We start from the raw sequence: 15,717 nt of genomic DNA, 5'->3' as shown, positions 1-15,717 counted from the left end.
GATGATTTCCTCATTACGGCAATGTTGCTTGGAGGACACCATGTCCCACACCCCCGTTAACGGGGCCGCTCCTCAGACGCCCCACCAAGACCTCCACAGCGCGCAGGGCGCGCTACGCGGAGAGCACCCAGGACGTTCCCGGAACCCCGTGATCAAGGTGGCGGATCTGGCGTGGCTCGAGTTCGAGAAGCCGGACCTGGACCGGGCCGAGGTCTTCGCGCGTGACTTCGGGTTCGCGATCGCCGCCCGCACGGAGCGGGAACTGTGGCTTCGCGGCACCTTCGCGGGCTCACCCTGCATGGTCATCCGGCGTGGCCGTACGTCCCGGTTCATCGGGCCGGCGTTCCGCGCGGCCGAGCGCGCCGACCTCGACCGGCTGGCCCGCGCGACCGGCGGTAGCGTCCGGGACATCGGCGTGCCGGGCGGTGGGCAGTCGGTCGCCCTGCTCGACCCGTCGGGTCTGCCGGTCCGGGTCGTGCACTGCGCCGAGCAGCTGCCCGCGCTTTCCGAGCAGGAGCCGCTGATCCTCAACTTCGGTACCGACCATCGCCGTACGAACACCACCCAGCGGCCGCCCCGTGAGCCGTCCCGTATCCAGCGGCTGGGCCATGTCGTGCTCGAAACACGGGTGTTCGCCCGGACCCTGGACTGGTACCTGGACACCCTCGGGATGATCGTGTCCGACTTCCTGTTCCTCGACGGACAGCGCGGGCGCGGGCCGACGATGACGTTCATCCGGTGCGACCAGGGCAGCGTGGCCGTCGATCACCACACGCTGGCCCTGCATCTCGGGCCCGGAACCGGCTACGTCCACTCGGCCTACCAGGTCACTGACCTGGACTCGATCGCCGCCGGCGGGGAGTACCTGGCCGAACGCGGCTACCAGCGCAGCTGGGGCATCGGCCGGCACATCCAGGGCAGCCAGCTGTTCGACTACTGGCGCGACCCCGACCACTTCATGCTGGAGCACTTCGCCGACGGCGACCTGTTCTCCTGCGACCTGGAGCCCGGATGGGCACCGATGTCGGCGAGCGGCCTGGCCCAGTGGGGCCCGCCGGTCACCCGCGACTTCCTGGGCGCCACCCCTTCCCCCGCCAGGCTGCGCGAGGTCATGACGGCCCTGCGCGGTGACAACGAACTCGACCCCGCACGCCTGCTGGGCCTGATGAAAGCGATGAGCTCATGAGCACCAACGTTCTGCGCACCACTGGGGGCGCCTCCCGCTCGAGCGAAGCCGAGAGTGGGGGAGGCTGGTGGGTCGTCCGGAACGAACGCGCCGTCCGCATCCAGACCAAGGCCGTCACCACCGCCGAACTGCTCGCCGACCGGGAGGCGGTCCGCGAAGCCGCCGCCTCCGCCGAGAGCGGCACGCCCGTCGCCGACCTGGTGGCACTGCCACCGGTCACCACCCCGTGCCGGGTGGTCGCGCAGATGGTCAACTACCGCAGCCACGCCAAGGATTCAGGATTCACCGGCGACATCCCGCCCACCTTCTTCCGCAAGGCCTCCGGTTCGGTCAGCGGCCCCCACGATAAGATCATCCGTCCCGCACATGTGAAGTTCCTCGACTACGAGGTGGAGCTCGGCCTCGTCATGGGCGCCACCCTGCCGGTGGGCACCGTCGTCGAGGAGCAGGACCTGCCGCGTTACGTCGCCGGCCTCGTCCTGACCAACGACGTCAGCGCCCGCGACGTCCAGCTGACCAAGACCCAGTTCTACGAGAGCAAGTCCTATCCGACCTTCACTCCGACGGGTCCGTACCTGACCCTGCTGGAACCCGAGGACTTCGCCCATCTGCTGAACCTGCGGCTGCGGCTGTCGGTCAACGGCGTGTCCCGCCAGGACCGCACGCTGGCCGACATGATCGTGCGGCCCGCGCAGGCGCTCACCCTGCTCGCCCGCTTCCAAACCCTCGACCCGGGCGACCTGCTGCTGACGGGGACTCCCGGCGGCACGGCCCTGAAGGCACCACCCAAGGCGGCCGAGAAGATCGCCGCGCTGCTGCCGCCCGCACTGAAGTGGAAGGCGTTCTTCAAGGGCCAGGCCAAGAACCCCAAGTACCTGCGCAGCGGTGACCTCATCACCGCCACGATCGCCACCCCGGACGGCCACATCGACCTCGGCGAGCAGCGGACCCCCGTCACGGACACACCATGACAGCCGCAGCCCGCAGAGCGGTGGTGATCATCGGTGCCGGACCCGTCGGCGTCACGGCCGCCCTGCTGCTCGCCCGGCACGGAGTGCGCAGCGTCGTTCTCGAACGCCACCGGGACGTCTACCCGCTGCCGCGCGCCGTCGTCGTGGACGACGAGATCCGCAGGATCCTGCAGAGCGTAGGTGTGCACGAGGAGTTCGCCTCCCTCACCCGTCCGGCGGCCGGACTGCGGCTGCTGGACGCCCGGCGCCGCGTGATCAGCGAGTTCCCGCGCTCCCTGCGCGGGCACCACGGCTTCCCGCAGACCAGCATGTTCGACCAGCCCGATCTGGAACGCCTGCTGCGCGAAGCCCTGGCGCGCCGCCCCGAGTGCGAGCTGTGGGGCGGGGTCGAGGTCGTCTCCGTCACCCAGGACACCGCAGGACCGAACGATCCCACGAGTCCGGTCCGGGTCACCTTCCGGCGCGACGGCAGCGACAAGGAGGAGCACCTGTGGGCCGATGCCGTCCTCGGCTGCGACGGTGCGGGCAGCCTCACCCGCGACGCCATCGGCGCCGTTTGGGAGGACCTGCGTTTCGAGGAGAGCTGGCGGGTCATCGACGTGCGCACCAGTCGTCCGGTACGCACCTGGGAAGGCGTCGAACAGATCTGCTGCCCCGACCAGCCGGCCACCTTCATGCGTGTGGGCGAGGACCGCTACCGCTGGGAGTTCCGGATGGCCGACGACCAGAACCTGGACGGCCCGGACGGATGGGAGCGCCTGCGCGACCTGGTCGCCCCCTGGGTGGACCTGCCGTCCGACGCCTCCCAGGGCGACGACTTCGAGGTGATACGGCAGGCGCAGTACACCTTCAGGGCCCGCCTGGCCGACCGGTGGCGCAAGGGACGTGTCTTCCTGCTTGGCGACGCCGCCCACCTCACCCCGCCCTTCGTCGGGCAAGGTCTGTGCACCGGCCTGCGTGACGCCTACAACCTCACCTGGAAGCTCGCCCGCGTCCTCCAACAAGGCGCGCCTGAAGGGCTGTTGGACACTTACGAACGCGAACGCAAGCCGCACGCCCGTCATGTGATCCGCGTAGCGGTCGCTATGGGCTGGGCCATGACCGGCGGGCAGGACCGCAGTGCGGCGCTCCGCCGGGCCGTCGTGGGCACGGCCTGCCGGATCCCCGGTGTGACCGCTGTGGTGAGCCGTGACCTCAGTCCCGCCCTGACCGCCGGCCCACTCGTACGCCGCCGCCCCAGGCTGACCGGCCGCAAGCTGGCCGGCACCTTCTGCCCGCAGCCTTGGGTACTGCATGACGGCAGGCGAGTGCGCCTCGATGACGTCCTCGGGGACTCCTTCGCCGTCCTGACCGCAGGGCCGGCCACGGCACAGATGGCGGCCGTGGCCACGGCACTGGGCGCCTCGACGATCCGCGCCGACGACCTGGGCGACGACGGCACCCTGGCCGGCTGGCTGGCACGCGCCCGAGTCGACGCCGTCCTGCTGCGCCCCGACCACATTGTGATGGACACCGTCCCAGCCGGCACCGGCGACTTCACGGACACCGCCGCCTGGGCCCCCCTGCTGCACACGGCCCGCCATACCGCTGACGCCCGGCTTGCCTGACGAGGAGCACCACCTCATGAACGCCCCGCACCCCCCGCCGTACAGGGAACCCTTCTTCACGCCCGACCCGGAGTCGGCCGCCCGCAGTCGCATCGCGGACTTCGCCCGATGGGTGGTCCAACACCGAGCCGCCGAAGGGATTCAGGACCCCACGGACTACCGAGCCCTGCACCACTGGTCCGTCACCGACCTCGAAGAGTTCTGGGCCGCGGTGTGGGACTACTTCGGCGTCGACGCGACGACTCCGTACGAGCGGGTCCTGGCCGGGGAGACCATGCCCGGCGCCCGCTGGTTCCCCGGAGCCACCCTCAACTACGCCCATCACGCGCTGCGCAATCTGCAGCCGGATGCTCCCGCGATCACCGCCCTGGACGAAACCGGAGTGGGCTACGAGATCACGGGACGGGAGCTTCGCGCCCGTGTCGCTTCCGTCGCTGCCGGCCTGCGCGACCTCGGCGTCGGACAGGGCGACCGAGTGGTGGGCTATCTACCCAACACCCCCCACGCCATCGTCGCCTTCCTCGCCACCGCAAGCCTGGGCGCGGTGTGGTCGGTGTGCGGGCAGGACTATGCGCCCAAGGCCGCCGCCGACCGCTTCGCCCAGCTCGAACCCACGGTGCTCATCACCGCTGACGGCTACCTCTTCAACGGCACCACACACGACCGCCGCGCCGCCTCGGTCGAACTCGCCGCCGCCCTGCCGACGCTGAAGGCCACGGTGCTCGTCAACCACGTGGGCCTCGCCTGGCCCAAGGGCGGCGGCTCGGGGCTGATGCTCCCCTGGGAAGACCTGGCCACCCGCGCCGAGTACCTCACCATCGCCCCGGTACCGTTCAACCACCCGCTGTGGGTGGTCTTCTCCTCCGGCACCACCGGACTGCCCAAGGGCATCGTCCACGGGCACGGCGGAGTCCTGCTCGAACACCTCAAGACCCTCGGCCTGCACACCGATCTCGGCACCGGGGACCGTCTGCTGTGGTACACGACCACCCACTGGATGATGTGGAACCTGGTCGTCTCCACCCTGCTGACCGGCGCCACCACCTGCACTTACGACGGCAGCCCCGCGCCGCAGGCGCGTCCGGACGTCCTTTGGGAGCTGGCGGCCCGTCACAAAGTCACCGTCTTCGGGACCAGTCCCCAATATCTGCTGACCATGGCCAAGATGGGCGTCGAGCCCTCCGTGCACGACCTCTCGGCCATCCGCGTCGTCGGCTGCACCGGCTCCGCTCTGCCCGCATCCGCCTACCCCTGGGTCCGCGACCACGTGGGTGCCGACGTCCAACTGGCCTCGACCAGCGGTGGCACGGACGTCGTCTCCGGCTTCGCCGGCAGCGCATCCACGACCGCCGTCTGGGCGGGGGAACTGTCCGCCCCCTGCCTCGGCGTGGCACTGGCTGCCTATGACACGACAGGCGCCCCCGTCCTCGACCAACTCGGCGAACTGGTCGTCACCCGGCCCATGCCGTCCATGCCGCTCTACTTCTGGAACGATCCCGACGGCAGCCGCTACCACGACGCCTACTTCGGCGCCTTCCCCACTGTGTGGCGGCATGGCGACTGGATCACGCTCACCTCGTACGGCTCGGTGATCGTCCACGGCCGCTCCGACGCCACCCTCAACCGCAACGGCGTGCGCCTGGGCAGCGCCGACATCCACGACGCTGTCGAACGCCTCTCCGAGATCACCGAGGCTCTCGTCGTCGGCGCGGAGGAACCCGACGGCGGCTACTGGATGCCGCTCTTCGTGGTCCTCGCCGCCGGGGCCCATCTGGACGATTCCCTGCGCGAGCGGATCCGCGAAGCGATACGCGCCGACGCCTCACCCCGCCACGTCCCCGACGAGATCATCGCTGTACCGGCGATCCCGCACACGAAGACAGGCAAGAAACTCGAGGTTCCCGTCAAACGCCTGCTCCAGGGTGCCCCCGCCGACCAGGTCCTGAATCCCGCCGCGGTCGACAACCCCGAGCTGATCGCGTACTTCGCCTGCTTGGGCGAGGAACGCAACAGCCGCCCATAAGCCGGTACATCGCCGGTCGGGCATCACAAGCCCACCTGGCAGCACCAGGGTCCCTTGTGCCCGCGCCAAGCCCTGCTCGCCGCGTAGTGCGGGGCGGTCAAGGTGCCCCGATACCGCACCATCCGCACATCCCAAGCACCATCCCTGCAACCGAAGCAAGAGAGAAAACATGAGCATGACCGAACGCGAACCGCAGGCCCTCGACGTCCTCGACGACGCCGGACGAAAGGTGCTGTTCACCGAGGCCCGTACCGCGAACACCTTCACCGACGTGGCTGTGGGCGACGACGAACTCGCCACGATCTGGGAACTCGCCCGCTGGTCGCCGAGCGCCGCCAACGGTCAGCCTCTTCGCGTGCTCTTCGTGCGCACCCGCGAGGGCAAGGAACGACTCGTCCGGCATCTCGATGAGGGCAACAGGGCTAAAACGCTCAGTGCGCCTGCCGTGGCGATCCTCGCCTACGATCTTGACTTTCACGAGCAGATGCCGACCGTCTTCCCCGCCCGTGGCGACATACTGCGAGCGGCGTTCGCCGACCAGATCGACACGCGCGCAAGCATCGCGGCTTACAACTCGGCGCTGCAAACCGGTGTCTTCCTGCTCGCGGTACGTGCGGCAGGGCTTGCAGCCGGTCCCATGGCGGGCTTCGACAAGGCCGGCGTGGACGGGGAGTTCTTCGTCGGCAGCAGCTGGCACTCGCATCTGGTGGTCAACATCGGTCACCCCGGTGCCGACCCGTGGTTTCCGCGGCTGCCTCGCGTCCCTGTCGAAGTCGCCGTCGCCTACGCCTGAGAGCACTCGCGCCGCTTGGTAGGGGAGAGGCGCCATGCCGTAGGCAGCGGCGCCCTTCCGATTAGCGGGCAGCCGTTTATCCCAAAAGGGCCGTGATAGCGGCTGACCGCCGCTCTTCGGTATCAAAATCGTGGTGCCGCGGCCGCCGAAGGTCACCCCAGGAAAATGGCCGCAAGGAAAGACCGCAAGACAGAGCATTTCTTGATGACCGAGTGGCTGCGACGACGGCGCCCGAACGGGTTGAAGGGCCGAATACCGCCGGGCCCTGAACGGGCACCGCTGGGACCATGGCACCTGCGTCAGCCGGTTGTCGCCACTGCCGGCGACAGGAACCGTGCCGAAGGAGGCCCCCGGTGCAGCAACGACGCGGCCGCACCGCTGTCGCTGCGAGGCCACTGACGGACCCCGCGACACCAGTTCTGTTAGCGTCCGCACCCTGTGGATGGCACACTGAATTTGTGGTTCCGCTGACGGCTGCTGTAATGCAGGGTGCGTCCCCATCGATTCCAGGTGCCGGGGTCATCTCGGTTTGCGCGCTGCTCTTTACGGTTGCATCTTTCTGGTGGATCAACGCTAGACAGGGTCACCTCAAGTCCTGGGAGCCTCGCTCCTTCGCTGCGGTTGTCCACAGCTCCATGGCTCGCCTGAGACTTCCACTCGTCCTCCATAACACCGGTGCCAAGCCGATAGTTGTGCAGGATCTCAGATTGAGCTTCCCTGATGAGCCGGCCTCTCATCTGCCGCTTCTGTGGATGTCGTCGCCCTCCAGTCTCCAACCCGGACCGGAGGACGATACGAAATTGCCAGCCGGATTCGCCGTAGCCGGAAGGGAAGCGCAACAACTCCTTATCGAGTTTGAGGCGCCGTTCTCCGGATTTGTGCCGGAGCCCCGTGATTACAGAGTTCGCCTTGAGGCGAGAGTCGGCCATCGCAAAGGATGGCGCACCCTTTTGACGTTCACCCTGAGAGCCGCCAACATTGTCGACCCCGACCGATACACCGTCTACAGCAATGCGACCCTCGAACTGACAAAGGAAGACAAACAGAAAGCGGACGCGGCGATCGTGGAGCTACTAGATGATCAAGGGGACCGCTCTGCTCGGCGCGACAGAGAGCAGAGGGACTCCCGGGGCAGTGACGGTGACAACGACATGAACCCCTGAACAGCACCCCTACGACGCGACTGATCTGCCGGCTCGGCGGGGCCTGCCTCTTTCGCTTTTGGCGGAGACATCCTCCCGCAAACAGGCCGCAGGTTTGGGGTCGATCGGTGAAACACGGCAGCTCATCAACCATCAGCCATTTGGAAGTACTTGAGGAACTGGTTAGCCTTGCACGCAAATTTCGAGCGGAAAAATAGTGACCGTGAAAGCAGGCCAAGTAGAACCAATAAGATCACGCTGGAGCGTGAGGGCGAGCTGTACGATGCCATACTTGATCTGCTTCGGGAGGTCGGCTATCACGCCCTGACCATGGATGCCATTGCTGAGCGTACCCACTCCAGCAAAGCCACTCTGTATCGACGCGGTAGCAAGAGTGAGCTGATCATCAACGCCCTTCGGCGCCAGAAATCATTCAACATGACCGAAATCAATACTGGTTCTCTGCGTGGCGACCTCCAGGCTATCGTCCTCCGCCAAGACGACTCCCAAATGGAGCGAACCTCACAACTGATGCGGGGTCTCGCGGTAGCAGCCCATGCAAATATGGAACTCCTGCGCTCTTTCCGAGAGTATCAACTCATGCTGGAACTCAAGGAAATGAGCCGAGCGCTACAGCGGGCCGTTGACCGAGGTGAAATCATGGCGGACAACCTCGCGATCGACTACATCCCACACCTGTTGATCGGTTGCTTCGTGGCCCGGACATTGATCGACCACCTGCCGCCCACCCAGGAATTTCTCATACCATTCATCGATGCCGCGATCCTGCCTGCCCTCCATACACATCCTCCCACCTGAAGTGACTGGCACGGCTACACCCATACTGGCTGTTGAGGAGCTCATTGATGTGCTGTTCGGTGTAACGCGTTGCCGGCCGCAAGGGGACTCGACGGGCCTTCTTTCCAGCACTGACGAACCCGGCGCGCGGACCGCCACGCAGAAGACAGCCTCACGCGGGGAACGTGGCGGTGGCTACCGGTTTGACTCGGCCGCCTCCACAGCGGACTTGATGCCTTGCAGTGCCTCCGTAAGACGCCGGTCGACCTGAGTGCCTTCAACCCGCTCGGTGTGCAGTTCCACGGACAACTGTGAGTGGTTCTCGTCGTCTCCGGCAGCGACGTGCAACTGGCCACGGTAGTCGTGCGGGCCTGGTGCACCCCATTCCAGCGACTTGCCCTCTTCCGCAACACGGATCCAGGCCTCGCTCTTGACGTCCTGTTCTGGTTCGGAGGCCGGTTCGATGTGGGCTGTAACCGTGACCCGGTCTCCGTCGTGCGGCTTGGCGGAGGTCATCCCGGGCATGTAGGCGGGAAGGTTCTGCACATCGGCGAGATAGCTGAACAGCCTGGCTGGAGCCACCGCCACGCTGATCGAAGTGTCGTAGTCACCCATGAGGTGCGGCTACCCGGACAAATTAGGTCAAAACCTCAGGTAACCGGGCTGGTCGCGGGTAGCCGACCTAGGAGACGTCCTGGGCCAGGCCGGCCAGGCTGACCGCAGGGTTCAACGACGACACGAGCTGCCGGCTCAGCGGTCGCAGGGCGTGCACGTGTCTCACGGCCGCCAGGCCCGCGGGGACGTCGTAGCAGTCCTCGGTGAAGGGCTGGAACGCTTCTGGCGAACGGTCGGTCAGAAGCCCGAACAGGCCTGTCGCTCCGTCAGGGTCGACGGCGCGAGGGGGAAATCGATCGTCCCGTGGTGCCACCGGTCGTCCGTGGCCCACTGCCACAAGCAGACCGTCACGACAGGGACGCCGTCCTCGTCGGTGAAGGACGGCTCCTCGACGAAAGGCTTGAGCGATCAGGGACTTCGTCGACCACTCCCGGCCAGGGCAAGCCGCCGTGCCGTATGGGCTCATCGGCGATTCGTGGTCGAAGCCACGCACGTAGACCTCGGCAGCCGAGAACACGATGGAGTACTCGGCTCCCGACTCGTTGCGCATCGAGGTCATCTCCTCGCCGTCTGCCCAACCGGCGCTCATGCAGTAGTACCGGCCCTCCCAGTCCGGGCTGAGGATCACGTCGAGTATCGCCAGGGGACGGCAGTTGCCGATACCGGTGACAGTCAGGGTCTTCGCCAGGAGCATGACGCCCCCGGTCCCGATCGGCATGGCAGCGTTCACCGGGGCTCACAGAAGCCGAGCAGGCTCGGGGCACGGGAAACGGATCAGACTCGGTGGCGAAGCGCTCCGACATCAGCCAAAACCGTTCCCCACTCGTCTCGTGGTCGGCGGTCCCGTCACGGAGGACCCTGGGCCGCCCGTGCCTGTCTTTCACGACGAGCGGGACGTGAGTGTGCGGCCGCCGCGCGGTGTCACTCCCGCGGTACACGATGCCGTTCATCGGTGATCGCACCGGCGCCATGGGCGGTGACCACCGCGGGTGGCGCGGCATCTCCAGGGCTGAAGTGGTGCTGCCGGGTGCGGTGTTGTGTCCAGTGGAGGGAGAAACGGGTGTTCGAGTTGCATGGCGATGACAACTTCTTCCGTTAAACGTGCAACCATACGAGCTCTTTGCAAGTCCTTCACCTGTACGACACAAATCCCTGGGGGGACCATGAACCACAACGCGCGTATCAGACTCTCCGCCACCACCGTCATTGCGGCATGTGCGCTCAGCCTCACCGGCTGCAACACCGGCAGCACCGTCACCGACAAGCCCAAGGCCAAGGCTTCCACTCCCGCCGCCAAGGGCGGCGGCCAGAAGCCGGCCGCGAAGAAGTCCGCGACCCCTGACGTCGCCAAGGTCGGAGACACCATCGCCCTCAAGGGCATGGACGACGGCAGCAAGCTCGACGTCACCGTCGTCAAGGTCGTCGACCCCGCGAAGGGCGCCGACGAGTTCACCACGCCCGCCTCCGGAAAGCGGTTCGTCGGCGTCCAGTTCCGCCTCGTCAACACCGGCAGCGCGGCCTACAGCGACAGCCCGTCCAACGGCGCGCAGCTTGCCGACAAGGACGGCCAGCAGTTCGCCTCCACCTTCGGCGACATCTCAGCCGGGCCGTCCATGGCCTCGGAGGTCAAGCTCAAGCCCGGCGCGAAAGCCCTGGGATGGATCGTATTCGAGGTGCCGAAGGCGTCGAAGGTGTCAGTCGTGCAGTTCAGCATGGACTCGGGATTCGCTGACCAGACCGGCGAGTGGAAACTGTCCTGACCTGACGACCTCCCGGCCGCCCGCCCCATGCGGCGGGCGGCCGGGCGCGCCCGGCACATCGGAATGAACATGGCCGCAGCGGCTTCGCGCGGGATGGCCTGTGCCCTACATGCGAGCCGGCACTCGACCGCATGACACTCTCGGCAATCGGCCAGGTCGAAATGCGGCAGCCGACCACCACGGGAGCCGAACTTCTGGCGGTTAAGCACCTGGTCGCCGCTGTCAGGGATGGTGGCGCGGATTCTGCGGCGACGCAGCTAGGCCCGGTTCTTGCAGGAGACGTAAGCCTTGTCAGCCCACACACGACTGGGGCGGAAGCCCAACCGGCCCGGCGGGCCTGCCCGATGCAGGGCACGCGACTGTGGGCGGTCGAGGGTCGAAGGTCTTGATTCCGGTCACTCCGTGGCTCCGCCGTCGCGTCGAGAACTCGGGAGCGTCCGGGGCCTGGTACCCGGACAATGATCGTCATGACGTCCCTCCACTCCAACCCACTCTTCGCCCGGCTCGCCGATGCCGAACGGATCCTCGTCGCGGGCGCGGGTGGCGGCTTCGACATCTACTCCGGCCTGCCGTTGGCTCTCTCCCTCCTGCACCAGGGCAAGCAGGTATATCTCGCGAACCTCTCCTTCAGCGCACTCGCCGGTCTCCCGATCGATGACTGGGTCGCCCCCGACCTGGCCGCCGTCACTCCCGACTCCGCTTTGCACCAGGGCTACTTCCCGGAGCGGACCCTCGCTCAGTGGCTGCGCCAGCACGGCTACCCGTCCACGGTGTACGCCTTCCCCCAGACCGGGGTTCGCCCGCTGCGCGCCGCCTACCAAGCGCTGGTCGAGCTGCACCGCCTAGACGCTGTGGTGTTGGTCGACGGCGGTACGGACATTTTGATGCGCGGCGATGAAGCCGGACTCGGCACTCCGGAGGAGGACCTGACGAGCGTCGCGGCGCTAGCCGCACTGGACGACATTCCGACCCGGCTCGTCGTGTCAGTCGGCTTCGGTGTAGACGCCCACCACGGCGTAAACCACTCGCAGGTACTGGAGAACATCGCCGCGCTGGAGCGCGACGGCGCGTACCTCGGTGCGTTCTCGATACCGCGCGCCACCCGTGAGGGAGCTCTCTACCTCGACGCGGTGACGCACGCTCAGCACCACACCCCGGAGCACCCCAGCATCGTGAACGGTTCGATCGCGGCAGCCGTGCGCGGCTCGTTCGGCGATGTCCGGTTCACTGACCGCACCCGGGGCAGCGAGTTGTTCGTGAACCCGCTGATGTCCCTGTACTTCGCCTTCGACCTCCCGGGCCTGGCAGCCCGCTGCCTCTACCTTGATCGGATCGAGGACACCCATCTGATGCGGCAAGTCCACTCGCGGATCGCCGAGTTCCGCGAATCCATAGTCACCCGCCCACCCCGCGGCTTCCCGCACTAGGCGCTGTTTCTCGGATCATGTGCGGAGCCAGATGATGAGTGCTGCGACGGTGACGGTGCCGAGGTAGGTGTAGGCCCGTTTCTCGTAGCGTGTGGCGACCGCGCGGAAGCCCTTGAGACGGTTGATGACTCGCTCAACGGTGTTGCGTTTCTTGTAGTGTTCGCGGTCGAATCCGGTGGGCCGACCGCCTTGGGAACCGCGGTTGCGTCGGTGTCTGCGCTGGTCGAGTCGTTCGGGGATGGTGTGCGAGATGCCGCGTCGTCGCAGGTAGCGGCGGTTCTCGCGGGATGTGTAGGCCTTGTCGGCCAGGACATGGTGGGGCCGGCTGCGAGGCCGGCCGACCCTGCTGCGGGGTACCGACACCTGCTCCAGGACGGGCTGCAGTTGGGGGCCGTCACCGAAGTGTCCAGGTGTCAGGAGAACGGTGAGCGGTCGGCATCGCCCGTCCGCTGCGAGGTGGATCTTGGTGGTGAAGCCGCCCCGGGAACGTCCCAGGCACTCGCCGACCTGACCACCTCCTCCAGCCGGACGGCCAGTTTCCGAAGCACCGGATCGCCCTGATTCGTCCGCGGAAGGGCCCCCTTTTGAGCAGCCGCGGTGGGCGGTGCCTTCCGCGCGCCGGCGGCGTGCTGGTGAGCTCGCACCGCCGTGGAGTCGACGGACACGTCCCAGTCGATGTGGCCCGCGGCGTCCTCTGCGGCCTGCACCTTCGACAGCAGCATGTGCCAGGTCCCGTCCGCCGACCAGCGGCGATGACGTTTGTAGACCGTCTCCCACGGTCCGAACCGCTCGGGCAGATCCCGCCACTGCACCCCCGTGCGGACCCGGTACAGCACCCCGTTGATCACCCGCCGGTGATCACTCCACCGGCCCCCACGCGCACCACCGCGAGGTAAGAACGACTCCAGCCGGTCCCACTCCGCATTCGTCAGGTCTCCGCGTCCCATGGAGCCAGCCTGCCCCCAACACCCCGTTCACGGAGGGAGATCCGAGAAACAGCGCCTAGTGACGAGTGTGCCCTGCCCGGTGCCATAAACGCATGGGCTTCGAAGCCAACCTCGACCTCCTCCAGCACCGCCTACGACGCCATCGGCAAGGTCGTCGAAGGAAATCTTCGCGTCCAGCGGCATCGGCCGCGAGTTTGGATCCGTCGGCCTCAGCCGGTACGTCGAGCACAAGTCGATTGCCGTGTAAGCGATTGGTGCGGGACTCGCGTCCACCTGGGCCGCGCCCGCCCACGTGATCCCGCACCTCGAGGGAGCGACCCTGATCACGCAGCAAACGGGCTCCCCACCCCGCCTTTCGTCACGCCGGGAGCCCGTTTCACGCGGAGACGGCGATGGCCACCAGCGGACGTTCGCGGCGCAGGACATGGTCGGTCAGCAGCACCAGGCGGTACATGAGGAAACGTTGGCGCATCAGGTCGCGTACACGGGCGGCCCCCGTCCCGTCGAGCAGCCGGGCGGTGCCCGCGGTGATGGGCGCGCCGGCGGGGATCGTGCCGTTCATGCCGCAGGGCGCGAGCGTGACGCGGGGGTTGTTGCGGATCCGCTTGACCTTGCCGGAGTCCGGCGGTGTCAGGACGTACAGGATGCCGTGCCGGACGACACAGCCGACGGGCGTGGCGACCGTGCGCCCGTCCCTGCGGAACGTGGTCAGGCTGACGTACTTGCCCCGGCCGATGCGGTCCAGAGCGAGGGCGAAGTCATCGGCCGTGGTGGACATGGTGGCCCTCCGAGCTGGTGGCGTGCGCCAGGTGGTCGATGAGGGCGTGGGCCGTGAGTGCCGCCTGGGCCTCGACCGTTGCCAGGGTGTTCCAGGGGCCGGGCAGCATGTCCTGCTGGAGGAACAGGGCGAGTCCGTGGGCGGCGGCGGAGACGCGGACGAGCAGGTCGAACGCCGCCTCCGGGTCGCCGGTCAGCCGACGGGTGACGGGCATCAGGTCGTCGTGCAGGGCGCCACCCGCCTGCGCCAGTTCAGGGTGCCGGCCCTTGTCCAGGCCGGCCAGGAACGTGATGTCGAAGAGCGCGCGCTCCTCGGCGGCGAAGCGTACGTAGGCGGCCGCGAACGCGGCGAGCTGTTGGGCGGGATCCGTACTGGAGGTCAGCGCGGCTGCGTAGCGGCGCCGTTGCTCCTGGTAGCCCTTCAGTGCCAGCGAGACCAGCAGGGCCTCCCGGTCGGCGAAGTGCTTGTAGGGGGCCGACACGCTCACCCCGGCTCGCCGGCACGCCTCGGCGAGGGTGAACCCGTGCGGGCCGCGCTCCGCCACCAGGGCGAGTGCGGCCCCCTCGAGCGCGTTGCGCAGATCTCCGTGATGGGTGCCACTGGGGCGCCGGTTGACTGTCACATCTCTGAGGTTAACACTATTAACCACGAGGTGAATAGCATTTACCTCGTGGCGGGCCCGAACCAGGACCGCCCCCGCCACGACACCTGGAGACGACATGCCCCGACCGGCACCCGCACGCTGGACCGCAGGCCACATGCCGGACCAGCAAGGCCGCACCGCGGTCGTCACCGGTGCCAACACCGGCATCGGGTTCCAGACCGCGATGGCGCTCGCGCGGCGCGGCGCGTCCGTGGTCCTCGCGGTCCGCGACCCGGACAAGGGCAAGCGGGCAGCGGCCGGGATCGCCTCCGCCGTGCCCGCGGCGGAGGTGCGTGTGCTGCGCCTGGATCTGAGCTCTCTGGCCTCGGTCCGCGCCGCCGCCGACGAGTTGCACGGCAGCTGCTCCCGGATCGATCTGCTGGTCAACAACGCCGGCGTGATGTACACCCCGTACGGAACGACCACCGACGGCTTCGAGCTTCAGTTCGGGACCAACCACTTGGGGCATTTCGCGTTCACCGGGCTGCTGCTCGACCTGCTGCCCCCCTCCACCGCTTCGCGCGTCGTCACCGTCAGCAGCGCCGGGCACCGCATGGGAGGTCCGATCGACCTGACCGATCTCGGATGGCGGATGCGCCCTTACAACCGGACCGCCGCGTACGGGCACTCCAAGCTGGCCAATCTGCTGTTCACCTACGAGCTCCAGCGCAGGCTGCCCGCGGGTGGACCGCTGGCCGTCGCCGCGCATCCCGGCGGCGCCGACACCACGGGCTCCAAGGACGCGATGACACATGCGTCCGCTCTGACCCGTACGGCGTTCGCGGCCGTCAGGCCGCTCCTCCTCCAGTCCCCGGCGATGGGGGCGCTCACCGTCCTCCGTGCCGCGACGGACCCGGGCGTCCGGGGTGGGGAGTTCTACGGCCCGCGCGGATTCCAGCAGAGCAGGGGTTACCCGAAGGCCGTCCGGTCGAGCGGTCCGTCCTACGATCCGTCGCTCCAGCGCCGGTTGTGGACGATTTCCGAGGAACTGACCGGGGTCTCGTTCCCCGCACGGTGAATGGAGGGA

At 67.6% G+C, this 15,717-nt stretch carries 15 protein-coding genes; 10 read left to right on the top strand and 5 right to left on the bottom strand.

Annotation, left to right across the window (positions count from 1 at the left end):
- Positions 1-40: 40 nt before the first annotated feature.
- From OG199_RS04180 to OG199_RS04150, 7 genes are all read left to right on the top strand, one after another.
- Positions 41-1,186: a VOC family protein gene (locus tag OG199_RS04180; protein ID WP_405828032.1), complete on the top strand. Its 1,146-nt coding sequence runs from the start codon at positions 41-43 to the stop codon at positions 1,184-1,186.
- Positions 1,183-2,157, top strand: a complete 975-nt coding sequence (locus OG199_RS04175) for a fumarylacetoacetate hydrolase family protein (protein WP_405828030.1) — start codon at positions 1,183-1,185, stop codon at positions 2,155-2,157. Before OG199_RS04180 ends, OG199_RS04175 begins: the two co-directional genes overlap by 4 nt.
- Positions 2,154-3,764, top strand: coding sequence for a bifunctional 3-(3-hydroxy-phenyl)propionate/3-hydroxycinnamic acid hydroxylase (locus OG199_RS04170; protein WP_405828028.1), 1,611 nt, complete (start codon positions 2,154-2,156; stop codon positions 3,762-3,764). The genes OG199_RS04175 and OG199_RS04170 overlap by 4 nt, the downstream gene beginning before the upstream one ends.
- A gap of 16 nt (positions 3,765-3,780) precedes the next feature.
- Positions 3,781-5,787, top strand: a complete 2,007-nt coding sequence (locus OG199_RS04165; protein ID WP_405828026.1) for an acetoacetate--CoA ligase — start codon at positions 3,781-3,783, stop codon at positions 5,785-5,787.
- Between the two features lie 175 nt (positions 5,788-5,962).
- Positions 5,963-6,580, top strand: a complete 618-nt coding sequence (locus OG199_RS04160; protein WP_405834418.1) for a malonic semialdehyde reductase — start codon at positions 5,963-5,965, stop codon at positions 6,578-6,580.
- 458 nt (positions 6,581-7,038) lie between these two features.
- Positions 7,039-7,743: a hypothetical protein gene (locus OG199_RS04155; protein WP_405828025.1), complete on the top strand. Its 705-nt coding sequence runs from the start codon at positions 7,039-7,041 to the stop codon at positions 7,741-7,743.
- A gap of 168 nt (positions 7,744-7,911) precedes the next feature.
- A complete protein-coding gene (locus OG199_RS04150; protein WP_405828023.1) occupies positions 7,912-8,541 on the top strand; it encodes a TetR/AcrR family transcriptional regulator in 630 nt (209 codons plus the stop codon).
- Between the two features lie 174 nt (positions 8,542-8,715).
- Here OG199_RS04150 and OG199_RS04145 read toward each other — a convergent pair whose 3' ends face one another.
- Positions 8,716-9,135: an SRPBCC family protein gene (locus tag OG199_RS04145; protein ID WP_356798748.1), complete on the bottom strand. Its 420-nt coding sequence runs from the start codon at positions 9,133-9,135 to the stop codon at positions 8,716-8,718.
- Positions 9,136-9,202: 67 nt separating this feature from the next.
- Positions 9,203-9,853: a hypothetical protein gene (locus OG199_RS04140; RefSeq protein ID WP_405828020.1), complete on the bottom strand. Its 651-nt coding sequence runs from the start codon at positions 9,851-9,853 to the stop codon at positions 9,203-9,205.
- Positions 9,854-10,298: 445 nt separating this feature from the next.
- On the opposite strand from OG199_RS04140, the gene OG199_RS04135 reads away from it, so the two are divergent.
- Both OG199_RS04135 and OG199_RS04130 read left to right on the top strand, forming a co-directional pair.
- Positions 10,299-10,895: a DUF4352 domain-containing protein gene (locus tag OG199_RS04135; protein ID WP_356798752.1), complete on the top strand. Its 597-nt coding sequence runs from the start codon at positions 10,299-10,301 to the stop codon at positions 10,893-10,895.
- 467 nt (positions 10,896-11,362) lie between these two features.
- The gene (locus tag OG199_RS04130) at positions 11,363-12,322 is read left to right on the top strand and encodes a DUF1152 domain-containing protein (protein WP_405828018.1); all 960 of its coding nucleotides are present in this window, start codon (positions 11,363-11,365) and stop codon (positions 12,320-12,322) included.
- Positions 12,323-12,337: 15 nt separating this feature from the next.
- Here the strand turns inward: OG199_RS04130 and OG199_RS04125 are convergent.
- From OG199_RS04125 to OG199_RS04115, 3 genes are all read right to left on the bottom strand, one after another.
- A protein-coding gene (locus OG199_RS04125) for an IS5 family transposase (protein WP_405828016.1) occupies positions 12,338-13,269 on the bottom strand; the annotation gives its coding sequence in 2 pieces (ribosomal slippage) (positions 12,338-12,868 and positions 12,871-13,269; 930 coding nt in all).
- Between the two features lie 376 nt (positions 13,270-13,645).
- Complete coding sequence (locus OG199_RS04120; protein WP_405828014.1) at positions 13,646-14,047, bottom strand: PPOX class F420-dependent oxidoreductase; 402 nt, start codon at positions 14,045-14,047, stop codon at positions 13,646-13,648.
- Positions 14,028-14,669, bottom strand: coding sequence for a TetR/AcrR family transcriptional regulator (locus OG199_RS04115; RefSeq protein WP_405828012.1), 642 nt, complete (start codon positions 14,667-14,669; stop codon positions 14,028-14,030). Before OG199_RS04115 ends, OG199_RS04120 begins: the two co-directional genes overlap by 20 nt.
- 97 nt (positions 14,670-14,766) lie before the next feature.
- Here OG199_RS04115 and OG199_RS04110 point away from each other — a divergent pair, with 97 nt between their 5' ends.
- Positions 14,767-15,708 (top strand): oxidoreductase, encoded by a 942-nt coding sequence (locus tag OG199_RS04110; protein ID WP_405828010.1) that lies wholly within the window; start codon positions 14,767-14,769, stop codon positions 15,706-15,708.
- Positions 15,709-15,717: the final 9 nt, after the last annotated feature.

The sequence above is a fragment of the Streptomyces sp. NBC_01176 genome (assembly GCF_045039825.1).
Taxonomy (GTDB): domain Bacteria; phylum Actinomycetota; class Actinomycetes; order Streptomycetales; family Streptomycetaceae; genus Streptomyces.
This window is presented reverse-complemented; position numbering and strand designations above follow the sequence as displayed.